This is a genomic window from Labilibaculum euxinicum (assembly GCF_963678175.1).
Classification (GTDB): Bacteria; Bacteroidota; Bacteroidia; order Bacteroidales; family Marinifilaceae; genus Labilibaculum; species Labilibaculum euxinus.
Genome location: NZ_OY782756.1, coordinates 5,056,922 through 5,070,824 on the forward strand (window position 1 = coordinate 5,056,922; position 13,903 = coordinate 5,070,824).

13 protein-coding genes are annotated in these 13,903 nt (G+C 34.6%); 6 read left to right on the forward strand and 7 right to left on the reverse strand.

Annotation, left to right across the window (positions count from 1 at the left end; genetic code table 11):
- Nucleotides 1–211: 211 nt before the first annotated feature.
- The 3 genes from ACY0M5_RS20005 to ACY0M5_RS20015 all read right to left on the reverse strand — a co-directional run bounded on the left by ACY0M5_RS20005 (nt 212) and on the right by ACY0M5_RS20015 (nt 4,411).
- On the reverse strand, nt 212–2,203 hold the full coding sequence (locus tag ACY0M5_RS20005; protein ID WP_124992414.1) for a protein-disulfide reductase DsbD family protein: 1,992 nt from the start codon (nt 2,201–2,203) through the stop codon (nt 212–214).
- 120 nt (nt 2,204–2,323) lie between these two features.
- Complete coding sequence (locus ACY0M5_RS20010; RefSeq protein WP_124992415.1) at nt 2,324–3,880, reverse strand: Rne/Rng family ribonuclease; 1,557 nt, start codon at nt 3,878–3,880, stop codon at nt 2,324–2,326.
- Between the two features lie 246 nt (nt 3,881–4,126).
- Nucleotides 4,127–4,411 carry an HU family DNA-binding protein gene (locus ACY0M5_RS20015; protein WP_101259605.1) on the reverse strand — a complete coding sequence of 95 codons (285 nt, stop codon included), beginning with the start codon at nt 4,409–4,411 and terminating at the stop codon, nt 4,127–4,129.
- A gap of 151 nt (nt 4,412–4,562) precedes the next feature.
- Here ACY0M5_RS20015 and mutY point away from each other — a divergent pair, with 151 nt between their 5' ends.
- The 5 genes from mutY (at nt 4,563) to ACY0M5_RS20040 (ending at nt 8,771) form a co-directional block, all read left to right on the forward strand.
- A complete protein-coding gene (gene mutY, locus ACY0M5_RS20020; protein WP_461630371.1) occupies nt 4,563–5,615 on the forward strand; it encodes an A/G-specific adenine glycosylase in 1,053 nt (350 codons plus the stop codon).
- 64 nt (nt 5,616–5,679) lie between these two features.
- Nucleotides 5,680–6,105, forward strand: a complete 426-nt coding sequence (locus tag ACY0M5_RS20025; protein ID WP_124992417.1) for a single-stranded DNA-binding protein — start codon at nt 5,680–5,682, stop codon at nt 6,103–6,105.
- A gap of 124 nt (nt 6,106–6,229) precedes the next feature.
- Complete coding sequence (gene gldE / locus ACY0M5_RS20030; protein ID WP_124992418.1) at nt 6,230–7,468, forward strand: gliding motility-associated protein GldE; 1,239 nt, start codon at nt 6,230–6,232, stop codon at nt 7,466–7,468.
- Nucleotides 7,469–7,528: 60 nt separating this feature from the next.
- Nucleotides 7,529–8,110, forward strand: a complete 582-nt coding sequence (gene gldD, locus ACY0M5_RS20035; protein WP_124992419.1) for a gliding motility lipoprotein GldD — start codon at nt 7,529–7,531, stop codon at nt 8,108–8,110.
- A 16-nt stretch (nt 8,111–8,126) separates the two neighbouring features.
- A complete protein-coding gene (locus tag ACY0M5_RS20040; RefSeq protein ID WP_461630372.1) occupies nt 8,127–8,771 on the forward strand; it encodes a 4'-phosphopantetheinyl transferase family protein in 645 nt (214 codons plus the stop codon).
- Between the two features lie 41 nt (nt 8,772–8,812).
- On the opposite strand, the gene ACY0M5_RS20045 is transcribed toward ACY0M5_RS20040, so the two are convergent.
- The 4 genes from ACY0M5_RS20045 to ychF all read right to left on the reverse strand — a co-directional run bounded on the left by ACY0M5_RS20045 (nt 8,813) and on the right by ychF (nt 12,551).
- Nucleotides 8,813–10,438: an alkaline phosphatase family protein gene (locus ACY0M5_RS20045; RefSeq protein WP_461630373.1), complete on the reverse strand. Its 1,626-nt coding sequence runs from the start codon at nt 10,436–10,438 to the stop codon at nt 8,813–8,815.
- Nucleotides 10,439–10,560: 122 nt separating this feature from the next.
- Nucleotides 10,561–10,911, reverse strand: coding sequence for a DUF190 domain-containing protein (locus ACY0M5_RS20050; protein ID WP_101308192.1), 351 nt, complete (start codon nt 10,909–10,911; stop codon nt 10,561–10,563).
- A gap of 12 nt (nt 10,912–10,923) precedes the next feature.
- Nucleotides 10,924–11,301 carry a fluoride efflux transporter CrcB gene (crcB, locus tag ACY0M5_RS20055; RefSeq protein ID WP_124992422.1) on the reverse strand — a complete coding sequence of 126 codons (378 nt, stop codon included), beginning with the start codon at nt 11,299–11,301 and terminating at the stop codon, nt 10,924–10,926.
- A 149-nt stretch (nt 11,302–11,450) separates the two neighbouring features.
- A complete protein-coding gene (gene ychF / locus ACY0M5_RS20060) occupies nt 11,451–12,551 on the reverse strand; it encodes a redox-regulated ATPase YchF (protein WP_461630374.1) in 1,101 nt (366 codons plus the stop codon).
- A gap of 179 nt (nt 12,552–12,730) precedes the next feature.
- Between ychF and ACY0M5_RS20065 the strand changes: the two genes are divergently transcribed.
- The gene (locus ACY0M5_RS20065) at nt 12,731–13,774 is read left to right on the forward strand and encodes a transglutaminase domain-containing protein (RefSeq protein ID WP_461630375.1); all 1,044 of its coding nucleotides are present in this window, start codon (nt 12,731–12,733) and stop codon (nt 13,772–13,774) included.
- Nucleotides 13,775–13,903: the final 129 nt, after the last annotated feature.

Consider the following 13,903-nt stretch of genomic DNA (forward strand, 5'->3'; position numbering starts at 1 on the left):
TTTTATTTAAATTTCTTTAGATTAATGCGGCTTGCCTAATTTTTGTTTTTTCAAAAGGCAAACTTTTAAAAATAGGCATTCTTTTCATTCAAATCACATCAAACTCTCTATAATGAATATAAATATTAAGCAACTCTTAACAAACTACGCCTAAACAAAAAAAGGCCGGAATGATTATTCATCCCGACCTGTTACAACTATGCTGTAATTTCTATTGTCTATTCTTAAACTCTTTTTTTCCGTTTTCAAGAAATTCAACAAATGCATCTGCATTTAAATCATAAGCTCTTGGTTCAACCAAAGTCTCCTCCGCTTTATCCAAAAGCACATAATAAGGTTGTGCATTTACTCCAAATCGTGTAATTTGAAAATCGGCATATTTCTTACCTAAGGTCTTTTTCACTTTTCCATCGTAAGTTGAAGTAATCCAATCAGATTCCGGCAATGCCTGCTTGTCATCAACATACAAGGCAATAATCACATAATCTTCTCTTAATATTTTCTGCACCCGCGGATCCGACCAAACATTGGCTTCCATCTCACGACAATTTACACATCCGTGCCCCGTAAAATCAATAAAAATAGGTTTGTTCTGCTCTTTTGCACAAGCTAATCCTTGTTCAAAATCGAAATATCCTTTTAAACCATGTGGCAAATGCAGATACTCAGCATACTTAGGTGCTTCACAAATCTCCATAGCTGCAGATACACTGTTAGCCCCGGATTGATCGCGAACAATTGCAGAAATATCGAAGTCCTGAGTTGTTTGCGGTGGTAAATAACCGGAAATCGCTTTTAATGGAGCTCCAAACATTCCGGGAATCATATAAACAACAAATGAAAACGAGGCAATAGCCAGCATTAAACGTGGAACAGATACAAATTTAATATCACTATCGTGGCTAAACTTCAATTTACCCAGTAAATAGAACCCCATCAATGTGAAAATTACAATCCAAATACCCAAATAAATTTCACGATCCAACAATCCCCAATGATAAGTCTGATCTGCAATACTTAAAAATTTTAATCCCAATGCAAGCTCTAAAAATCCTAAGATAACTTTTACTGAATTAAGCCAACCACCCGACTTTGGCAGATTATTCAACCACGACGGGAATATAGCAAACAGCGTAAATGGTAAGGCAAAAGCAAGAGAGAAACCGAACATTCCTACAATTGGTTCCAAAACCTCTCCTCCAGCCGATTGAACCAAAATAGATCCAACAATGGGGCCGGTACAAGAAAATGAAACCAATACCAATGTAAATGCCATAAAAAATGAACCTGCTATACCACCTTTATCTTCATTTGCTACCGACTTATTTACAATCCAACTTGGCATCGTGATCTCAAACATTCCAAAAAATGAAAACGCAAAGAACAAGAATATTATGAAGAACAGGATGTTCGGAATCCAATGAGTACTTAGCCAGTTGGCAAAACTTGGTCCTAAAGTTACCGCTACAATGGTTCCTATAATAGTGTAAATACCAATGATTGAAACTCCATAAACAACGGCATTAAAAATTGCTTTTCGTCTGTTTTCTGAACTGTGCATAAAGAAAGAAACCGTCATGGGTATCATTGGAAACACACATGGTGTAAGAAGAGCTATTAATCCAAAAGAAAATGAAATAAAGAACAAAGACCACAATGAAGTATACTCCTTTCGAGGATTCTTCATCGGATTTATTTTCTCTTTCACTTTAGGAGTTGACTCAACTGCTGAAGAAGTTTTACCGGCATTCAGTTTGAATTCAAAATCGGGTGTAAACATCACGCACTCGCCTTCGCGACAAGTTTGATATTCCATTTCCCCATTTACTGAAAATGCTGATTCGGACAGTAATTTTATTTTTTGCTTTAGAATTGCCTCACCAACAAAATACTGAATATCCATTTCAAAAATATCATCGTACTCTGATTTTGGCTTGGTGATCTCTTCCAAATCTCCAATTAATTCATAATTATCCGATTCTGCAAAAGTTGCACTGAACCGAATTGGACCACCATCCGGGAAATGTTGGGAATAAAGATGCCATTCGTTGGCTATTTTGGCTGTAAAAACCAAGTTAACTTCGTTGTTGCTAACTTTTTCTGTTGAAAAATCCCAGGATACCGTTTCACGAATTTGTGCTTGAACGGAGATAAGGCTGTTAAGGAAAACTCCAAGGAATAAAATAAGAAGTTTTTGTTTCATGTGCTATAATTTAAATGCTTTAACGCATAAAATTAATATTATAAAGCACCTTAACAAAGCCTTTAACAAAATGATAACAAAGTTTCGAAAACCCTCAGATCAGAAATTTTGTATACTTAATTATAACATCTCTATTTCCTGATTGTTTTTATCGAAGAATTTATAAACCAACATATCGTAAGAAGGAATTTCACGAACAGAAAGCTTTATTCCAAATTCAGATTGCCATTTTCTACGCAATGTATTCCAAATTCCTTTGTTGATGTATGCTGCAACAAAAGGATGTACTTTTAAAGTAAACTTCTTGTCATTTTGCTCATCAACCAGTCGCTTAAGACTCTGTTCTATCTGATCGGTAAGCAGAACTGCAGGAGTTATTTTCCCTGATCCTAAACAAGTTGGACACACTTCTTGAATTTCAACATTCATTTCAGGACGAACACGTTGGCGGGTAATCTGCATTAAACCAAATTTACTCAATGGTAAAATGTTGTGTTTCGTATGGTCAAGCCCCATTATTTCTTTCATTTTCTCGAAAACTTTCTGTCTGTTTTCGGCAGAATGCATATCAATAAAATCAACGACAATAATTCCTCCCATATCGCGCAGGCGAAGTTGGCGGGCAATCTCCTCAGCTGCAGCTAAATTTACTTCTACTGCGTTTGACTCCTGATCGTTTCCTGCTTTGGAACGATTTCCACTATTTACATCAACAACATGAAAAGCTTCTGTATGCTCAATAATTAAATAAGCACCATTTTTGAAGGAAACGGTTTTCCCAAAAGAAGATTTAATTTGTTTATCGATACCAAGTTGATCGAAAATTGGCACATCACCAGTAATATGCTTTACAATTTTAGATTTCTCGGGAGCAATGCTTTCAATGTAGTTTTTAATATCTTTTGCTGCGTTGGCATCATTAATATATATATTCTCGAACGAAGAATTCAGAATATCACGCAAAATAGCCGATGTTCTATCCATTTCCCCCAACACTAATTTAGGTGGATTCACATCTCTAATGTGCTCAAAACCAGACTCCCATTTCTCTACAAGAGATCTTAATTCCTGATCAAGAACAGCCACTCTTTTCCCCTCAGCAACCGTACGAACAATTACACCATAATTCTTAGGCTTGATACTTTGAAGGAGTTTTTTCAGTCGGAGTTTCTCCTCGGCAGAGCTAATCTTTTGAGAAATGGAAACTTTATCTGAGAAAGGCATTAATACCAGATTTCTTCCGGCAATAGAAATTTCAGAACACAATCTAGGACCTTTTGTCGAAATTGGTTCTTTTGCAACCTGAACAAGTATATGCTGACCCGACTTTAAAATCTCGGATATTTTTCCATTTTTGTCGATATCCGCCTCTAATTTCATTTTAGAGATGGAAAGGTTACGACCATTTCGTGCTAAAGCCTGTTGCAGGAACTTACTTAGAGATCTAAATTGATGACCTAAATCCAAATAGTGTAAAAAAGCATCCTTCTCATATCCTACATCAATAAATGCAGCATTAAGACCCGGCATTATCTTTTTCACTTTTCCCAGATAAATATCACCTACAGCAAACTGAAGATTACTTTTCTCTCTGGTTAACTCAATCAGTTGCTTATTGCTCAGTAAAGCAATTACAATTTCATTAGGGGTTACATCAATTACAAGCTCGTTACTCACTACTTTTTTTCTTATTTTTAATAAAGATAATCAGTTCTTACAAATAGATAAACCTAAAGTACTAAAAAGTTCTTTAGGTTTATTTATTTTGTTACTACAAACAATCAATTCAAAAGAATCTATTTCTTCTTCTTATGACGGTTTTTTCTTAATCTTTTCTTACGCTTGTGCGTAGCCATTTTATGTCTCTTTCTTTTTTTTCCGCTTGGCATATCTTCAATATTTTTAATTAATTACAATCTAAGACTACTTTACGTTAGTTTTAACTTTACTAACGAATGTTTTAGCTGGTTTAAAAGCTGGTATAAAGTGCTCAGCAATAATAATTGTTGTGTTTTTAGAAATGTTTCTTGCAGTTTTCTCTGCTCTTTTCTTAACGATAAAACTCCCGAAACCTCTTAAATACACATTTTTGCCTTTTACCAAAGAACCTTTGATAGTATCCATGAAAGCTTCAACAGTTTTTTGTACTGTAATTTTCTCAATTCCTGTGTTTTTAGAAATCTCGTTAACAATATCTGCTTTAGTCATCTCTTAAAAAATCTTTAATTATCAATTATTTACATCATCATTTTCTCAAATCAGAATGCAAATATATATGATTTCTAGCTATTAATGAAATCGAAAACAATTATTTTTACCCAAATTTGAAAAAAAATAAATCAGGACAAATATTTTCAAGATGCTTAGTAACCAAATCATAAGCTGGTATTTGCAAAACAAACGCGACTTACCATGGCGGGAAACAAAAGATCCGTATCAAATATGGATATCAGAAATCATGCTTCAACAGACCAGAGTAGCCTCAGCTATTGATTATTTTAATCGCTTTTTGGAACAATTTCCAACAATTTCCGATTTAGCTAAGGCAGAGGAGCAGGAAGTATTAAAACTATGGCAGGGATTGGGCTATTATTCCCGGGCCCGAAATTTACATACTGCTGCAAAAACTATTCAATTAGAATATAATGGTGTTTTTCCAGACTCTTACAAAGAGATTCTTAAATTAAAAGGTATTGGCACGTATACTGCTGCGGCGATTGCTTCATTTGCCTTCAATCTGCCACATGCCGCAGTTGATGGAAACGTTTATAGGGTTTTGTCAAGACTATATGGCATTAACAAAGCAATTGACAGTACCGAAGGGAAAAAATACTTTCAAGCAATAGCAAGCCAAACAATGGGAAATGCCATACCTGAGATCTACAATCAGGCAATTATTGAATTTGGAGCTCTTCAATGCATTCCCCGCAATCCTAAATGTGATATTTGTCCACTCCTCGCAAATTGCTTTGCCCACAATAATGCACAAGTTGATCAATTCCCCGTTAAATCGAAACAAATTAAGACTAAAAATCGATATTTTTACTATTTGTTTCTATCTTGTAAAAGTCGGTTTTTAATCGAAAAAAGAAAGAAAAAAGACATTTGGGAGAACTTGTTCCAATATCCTTTGATTGAATACAATAAACCTATTTCAACGAATGAATTGTTACAAACTTCTGAATGGAAAGAGTTATTTGGAAACAATCAATTAGTGATTCATTCGGTATCCGAAAATGTGATTCATAAATTAAGCCATCAAAACCTGCACACAAAATTCATTCACATCGAAATGGATATCGATAAAATGAAATATGGATATATAATTATTAATCATTCCGACATATCGGAATACCCGTTCCCGAAACTAATTGAAGATCATTTAAATATAATGAATAAAAATAACCCATAATAACATTATGATCCTATAATAAGTTTGTATCTTTAAACTATTGTTAAATTAAAAAAATCAAAATATGTCAGTAAACAAAGTAATTCTTGTTGGAAATGTTGGTAAAGATCCGGAAGTGAAATATCTTGACAATGGTGTAGCCGTTTGTAACTTTTCACTTGCAACCAGCGAAACGTACAACAATAAAAGTGGCGAAAAAGTGACCCAAACAGAATGGCACAATATTGTATTGTGGCGTAAACTGGCTGAAATTGCAGAAACTTACGTTAAAAAAGGAATGCAGATTTACGTTGAAGGACAACTTAGAACACGTAACTGGGAAGACAAAGACGGTGTAAAAAGATATACTACTGAAATTTTTGGAACCACTATGCAAATGTTAGGCCGTAAAGCAGAAAACAGCTCTGAACCACAAGGAAGTCCTGAAGTCGCGCAACAAACTACTTCCGACTCATCTGACGCAGAAGAAACGGATGATCTTCCATTTTAGGCATCCTATTTAAAACTAATTTCATACAAAATTGGAAACTGAAGAATTTACTAAACTTTTTTTAAGCAATATTGATATTGCTTTTTATTCTATAAATATAAGTACCATTATAAGTTTGCTTATAATGGTACTTCTTTTGTTTTGTTCTGCGGTGATTTCAGGATCAGAAGTGGCTTTGTTTTCACTTTCTCCACAAAACATTAATGATTTGGAAGCCGAGGATAATCCAAAAAACAAAAAGCTTTTAAAATTATTAAGCCAACCTGAAAGATTACTGGCGACGATCCTAATTGGCAATAATTTTGTAAACATTGGAATTGTAATCTTATCCAGCTTTATCACTAATTCTCTGGTCGATTTTTCAAATGCTCCAACGCTGGGCTTTGTAGTTCAGGTAGTGATCATTACATTCTTACTTTTACTTTTTGGTGAAATAATCCCCAAAGTATATGCGGCACAAACTTCTTTGAACTTTTCAAAATTTGTTGCTTATCCGTTATTCTTTTTAGAAAAAGCATTTCAACCTCTTTCTATCGTACTTATTAAATCAACATCTATCGTCAACAATCGTATTTCTAAAAAACAGAACATCTCGATGGTAGATCTTTCTCAGGCATTGGAATTAACTGCCGATGAAATATCTGAAGAAATGGAAATTTTGGAAGGAATTGTAAACTTTGGCAATATTAATGTTGAAGAAATAATGATATCCCGAATGGATGCAGTAGCCGTAGACGTTAGAACGAGCTTTAGTAAATTAAAATCAGTAATTATTGAATCAGGTTTTTCACGAATTCCTGTTTTTGATAAGAGCTTTGACAATGTAAAAGGAATATTGTATGTGAAAGATTTACTTCCTCATCATCATAAACCAAATACATTTCGTTGGCAATCTATTATCCGCCCACCCTACTATGTGCCACAGACAAAAAAAATAAATGATTTACTGGAAGAATTTCAAACTCAGAAAAACCATATGGCGGTTGTTGTTGATGAGTATGGAGGTACTTCAGGAATCATTACCATGGAAGATATTATTGAAGAAATAGTTGGGGATATTACCGATGAGTCGGATGATAGTAAAGCTACTTTTACCAAGGAAGAGGATGGTTCCTACTTATTTGAAGGAAAAACATCGCTAAACGATTTCTTTAAAATTGTAGATATTGAATCGGATATTTTCGATAAGGTAAAAGGTGATGCTGAAACTTTAGCTGGCTTACTTCTTGAAATAAAAGGTGAGATTCCACAAAAAAAAGAAGAATTCAAATACAAACACTATCGCTTTATTGTGGAAGCTGTTGATAACCGTCGAATCAAAAAAATTCGTTTTATACTACCAAAACTCCCGGCGAAAAAGTAATTTCGTGTCATTAAACAAACAAATGTTCTTAACCAACATTTGCATCTACATCTGCAACTTATGAAATTGTATCGAATTCTTTCACCCTTTCTTTTTATTCTTGTCGTTTTGGTCCCTATTTCGTGTAAAAAGAAATATACTCCCAAACCAAAAGCATATTTCCGAATTGATTTTCCATCAAAGGAATATCAGAATTGGGATTCAGATTTTCCATACAGTTTCGATCTTTTATCAATGGCTAAAATTGAAGAGGATCCAAGTAAAGGAGCTGAAAAATATTGGATCAACATTCAATATCCCGAATACCATGCAACCATTCACCTTAGTTATAAAAATGTTGATAACAATCTGGAAGAATATCTTGAAGATTCCAGGAAAATGGCATACAAACACTCCATTATGGCAGATGCTATTGCCGAGCAAATCTATATTAATGATAAAGAAAAGGTATATGGTATGATCTATCGGATTAAGGGCAATGCAGCATCATCGGTTCAGTTTGTTGCAACAGATAGTACAAATCATTTTTTAAGAGGTGCTTTGTATTTTCGGGAACATCCTAATCAAGATTCTTTGGCGCCGGTTATCCAATTCATTGACAAAGACATTGTTCGCCTGATGGAAAGTCTAAAGTGGAAATAAGCTAATATTGTAATTCATGCCAATTTGCAATCAAATACAAATTAATAATTTCTGCAGACTAATTGTTTGGAAAACCACTGAATCTTTAGAAGAACTGCTGCAGATTGTAAACTTAACACCTGGCGAAACAGCAAAACTGAACTCGTTCGGGAGCCAATCCCGTAAAATTGAATTTGCAACAACACGTTGCCTGCTGCAATTGAGCTTAGGGGAAAATATTCAGATTGAAAATGATGAGCACGGCAAGCCTCATCTTATTAACTCAGACTTGAATATTAGTATTTCTCATACGAAATCATACGTTGGAATTCTAATTGGAGACAAGCATTCTGTTGCATTGGATATGGAATATTTATCGGATCGGGTAAATAGAATTGCCAGCCGGTTCCTTTCTGAAGCCGAATTAGATAATATTGAAGAAGAAAATAAGATCTTACATCTTTATCAGCATTGGTGTGCCAAGGAGTGTTTAATTAAAATGTATGGGAAAAAAGATGTTCATTTAATTGATGAATTAAAGATTGACCCTTTTTCTCCGGGCGACTCTACTTTCTCAGGTCAGGTTTGCAGAGCCGATTTTTCCGAAACCTACACATTTCAATATCTGCAGTTCGATAACCATTTACTGGTTTATTCCATAAAAAAAGCCAATAGTTATTGAATCGTCAATTGCTACTGGCTTAATATCCATTAAGAAAAATTTTAATTCACCAGCTCTTCAATCGGATTTCCATCACATCCGGAAGGAATCGAAATATTTAAGAAACTTGAAACGGTAGGAACAATATCCTCAATATAAACTGATCGTGAAACTACCGACCGCTTAATTTTCCATCCGTACCAAAATAAAGGAACCTGATTGGTATATGAATATTGCGCTATTTCATCACGTTCATCTTTTATTTTATGCATCCATCCTTGCTCCAAAGTAAGCATTACATCTCCCGAACGTTTTTGATTGAAAGAGCGTTGCACTTTTTGCAATATTCCATGTGTATAATTCGATTTCACCAAACTATTCGCAGTAGTAGTAGTTGCCACTCCCGAAAACTGAATTAAAAATTCTGCAGCCTTTGTTTGCAGGTCAATAATTGACAGTTTCGAATCTTCAATCAGCTGATGATTCAAATAAACCTGTTGTGAATCGTAGCCTAAAACCCATTCTCCATTTCCATATAATATATTGAAATACGATTTTAATAAAGCAATTGCATTGTAAGTACTAAAGTAGCCGTTCGGAATATTTTGTTCTGAAAGATTCTCGGGCGTATAATTAGCAGATTGATCGGCAGTTACAAACACCAATACATTCTCCAGTCCAATCTGCTCATCTAAAAACGAAAGGAAATGTTCCAATTCCTGATCTAATCTGATAAAATTATCAATCATTTCGGGAGCAAAAGGAGACAAGTCTCTATGTTTCTCGTCCAAACAGGAAAAGGTAACAGATAAAAAATCAGCATCGTCATCCTTCCCCAAATTCTCGTTAATAATAGCAGATATAGCAAAATCCTTTACCAACATGTTCCCAAAAGGTGTCTTTTTAATCGCCTTGTATCCGTGCTCTCTCTTCTCCTTATTCAAATCGTAGAAGAACTGATTATTCAAACCAACTTTCCCAAGTAATTTATCAGACACACTCGGTGCATTTCCATCATTAAAAGGTGTCCAAACACGATTTAGATAAAAATCAGCAAACTTTTTCTCATTAAATTCCTTTACCCAATTGTATAAGGTGTCCTGATAATACGATGATGTTATAAATTTCCCTGAAAGATCATCCATCCAATAAGCTCCGTCGGCAGCATGACCGGCAGAAAACAAAGCTGATTCACAGTTTAAAGCCACACCAACCACTCTCGAACGAGAGTTGAACAACTTAATTTCGTCTCCTAATGTTGATGCCAGCATCTTTTTTGGCGAAATCCCCTTCTCTTCAGATTCTATTCCCACAAGTTTGGTTTCTGAATCTTCTTTCGCCAATTCAAGTTCTCCCGATAACCGATTGTACCATCCGTTGGAAATAATTCCATGAAAAGCTGGCGGTGTACCTGTAAATATGGAAGCATGATCGGGTCCTGTTTGAGAATACAAATAACTAAATTTAGCGTTTTTGCAATAGGTTCCCTGATTCATTAATCGTTTGAATCCTCCATCTCCAAGCAAATTTGAATAACGAAAAAAATAATCGGCACGTAAATGATCTACAACAATACCTACAACAAGCTTTGGTTTTTCTGATGGGATTTTTCGTGTATTTTGTGCAATTGAAAATTGAATTGTAAATACTAGTAATGCAAACAATAGGGTGCCGAATCTCTTACTCATTATAATTCTCGTTGTGGTTATTAACTATTCGCCACAAATATAATGGATTCGAATTAATTAAACAGGAATAGATTTTGATATTACAGGATCTTTAACATTTGGAAATTCAAATATCAAAACAATTATTTTTTCTGAGGCTGATATCTGATTACGTCAACTTGTTCCATCGTAATCATTCCTCCTCCACCCGATTTTTCAATTAGCAATTCAAGAATGTGAAGGTAGCCGTTCACCTTTTCTTCAGAATCGACCAATTCTATAATGATTGGCAAATCATCTGACAAAGTAAATATTTTTGAAGAATGAACTCGTGAATTTGCGCCATAAGACATGATTCCCCGGTGAACTGTTGCTCCTGCCAAACCATATCTTTTTGCTCCGTAAACAATTGCCTCATAAAGAGGTCTTTGATAAACCCGATCGGCTTCACCAACAAATACGCGAAGTAGCTTGGCCTTGCCTTTCAGTTTCATATCAATTTACGTTTAGAATAATTTATGAATTTGTGTGCCAAAGTAAACTGCAAGTAATCCCAGAAATACACTTCCGGCCACATATACTGAAAGATACAAAAATCCACTGTCTTTTAAAAGATTAAGATTATCGAATGCAAAAGATGAAAAAGTCGTAAAACCTCCGCAAAACCCTACAGCCAGAAACATCCGCATTTCCGGACTCACCAAATTATCCCGTTCTGCCATGGAATATATTACTCCTATTATAAAGCTGCCTACAATATTTACCGTCATGGTTCCTATTGGAAAAATAGTGTCAAAATAACGATGAAGACCTTGTCCTATCAAAAATCGAGAGACACTTCCTAAAAACCCTCCTATTCCTACCAACAAAACTGTACGAAACATGCGATAATAAAATTATATAATGAATAATTAGTAATGGGCAATTCAAAATCATTCCCGATGACAAAGATACTAATCTTGATTTAGATAAATAATGCAAAAAAATGACCGTTCAAATTGAACAGCCATTCATGTATCATTGGAAAATTCAATTATACGTTGAATCGGAAGTGCATAATATCACCATCCTGAACTACATATTCTTTTCCTTCCACATTCATTTTACCAGCTTCCTTACAAGCTGCTTCTGACCCTAAAGTTGAAAAATCTTCGAACTTAATTACCTCTGCACGAATAAATCCTTTTTCAAAATCGGTATGAATAACACCAGCTGCCTGAGGTGCTTTCGCTCCTTTAGGATAGGTCCATGATCTTACCTCTTTTACACCTGCTGTGAAATAAGTTTCAAGATTAAGCAATCTAAATGCTGCTTTAATTAATTTATTAACGCCTGGTTCCTTTAGACCTAAATCTTCCAAAAACATTTGTTTCTCTTCGTAAGTTTCCAGTTCTGCAATATCAGCTTCGATACCGGCACCAACAACAATTACCTCTGCATTTTCATCTTTAACCGCTTCCCGAACCGCATCAACATGAACATTGCCATTCACTACAGATGCTTCATCAACATTACAAACGTATAAAATAGGTTTTGTAGTTAGTAAGTGAAGATCCCCTGATACTTTCTCATCAGCCTCGCTCAATTCAACCACACGCCCAGACTTTCCTTGTTCTAAAGCTTCCTTATATCTTCCCAATACCTCAGTTAAACGAACTGCATCAGGATTTTTTCCAATTTTCGCCAATTTAGCCGCCTTTTGCAATCTTGCCTCAACAGTTTCCAAATCCTTCAACTGCAATTCAATATCAATGGTCTCTTTATCCCGGATAGGATTTACAGAACCATCAACATGAACAATATTGTCATCTTCGAAACATCGTAAAACATGTATAATCGCATTCGTCTCACGTATGTTTGAAAGAAATTTATTTCCTAAACCTTCTCCTTTACTTGCTCCTTTTACCAAACCGGCAATATCAACAATTTCCATTACCGAAGGCTGAACTCTTTGCGGATTTACCAATTCAGTTAATCTGATTAAACGTTCATCGGGTATAGTAATTACACCAACATTAGGTTCAATGGTACAAAAAGGAAAATTTGCCGATTGTGCTTTTGCATTCGACAAACAATTAAATAAGGTGGATTTTCCAACATTTGGTAATCCTACAATTCCACACTGTAAAGCCATGGCTATTTATATATTATATGATTTGCTACTATTCAATTTAAAAAAATCTGTGCAAAAGTACATTTTAATTTTCGTTGTGCCAATTTTATACTTTTATCTCCTAAATAAATGTTAAAGGATGAAAATCAGTAAATAGGCTATCTATATTTTCATTAGCTTTAAGCATAGGTCGTTTTACTATGTATAAAAAACTGGCAATCTTTATTTTTTTAACATTGGTTTCTCTTGGGTTGGTGCAGGCTCAGGAACCAGCATTCGGTAGATATGGAAGTATTGACCGTCATGTAAGAAAAACACCCGACAGCTTATCCCAAAATATTGTTTTATTGCACGATTATTTAACAGCTCCCGCAAAAAATGATGAGGACAAAATCCGGGCTTTTTACCTATGGATTATCTCTAATATAGAATATAAAGATCAGGTAGAATTACTATTCGACCCGAACCTGTTGTTTTATATGGGGTCAAACAATTGCTCTTCTCCGGTTTGTGTTTTACAGAAAAGGAAAGCGGTTTGCGAAGGGTTTTCTAAGTTATTTGAATTTTTCTGCACTTATTCCGGATTTGAATCCTATAGCATTGGAGGATACATCACTAAAAATGGAGCCCTGCAAGATCGTGCTACTCATTCGTGGAATGTTGTTAAAATAAATAATGAATGGCGTTTTTTTGATTTAAGTTGGGCCAATGCAATACTCTATCATTCTGGAATTAAGAGCAAAACAAACGAGTATTTTATGGTTTCTCCTGAAGAATTTATCCTAAGCCATTTACCTATTATTCCAATGTGGCAATTTTTAGAAACTCCAATTAGCTTACAAATATTCAATTCGGGAGAAGAATCAATAAAAAATTATCTAAAAACTGCCCCAGCCAATTACAACTATACCGACACCTTATCAAATTTTAAACTGTTGTCTGACGCAAAGAAAAGATTGAAAACTGCTCAGGAAATATACAGAACAAATCCAAACAATAAATTCAATCTTGCTATCGAATATTATCGATACGCCCGAAATATGATAAGTTTCGATGGTGAAATAGATACTCTAAATTATTTTAGATTGATAAAAGCCAAAGGGAAAATGCAATTAGCAATTGATTTGTTTACATCCTCTTCTGATATCTCCTCACAAATTATGCTGTTGCAAATTAAAGATGAACTATCGAAAGTTGACAGGCTTATAAATACCGCAAGCCCGAATATTAAACATCTCAAATAAGCAAATCTTAACCTTTACATCGAATTTCAATATGCGCCAAAATTTTGTATGGTAAACAATTGACAATTAACCATAATACACCTATCATTAATTAAATTTAAAATTACAGGAACTATCGATTTTAATTCT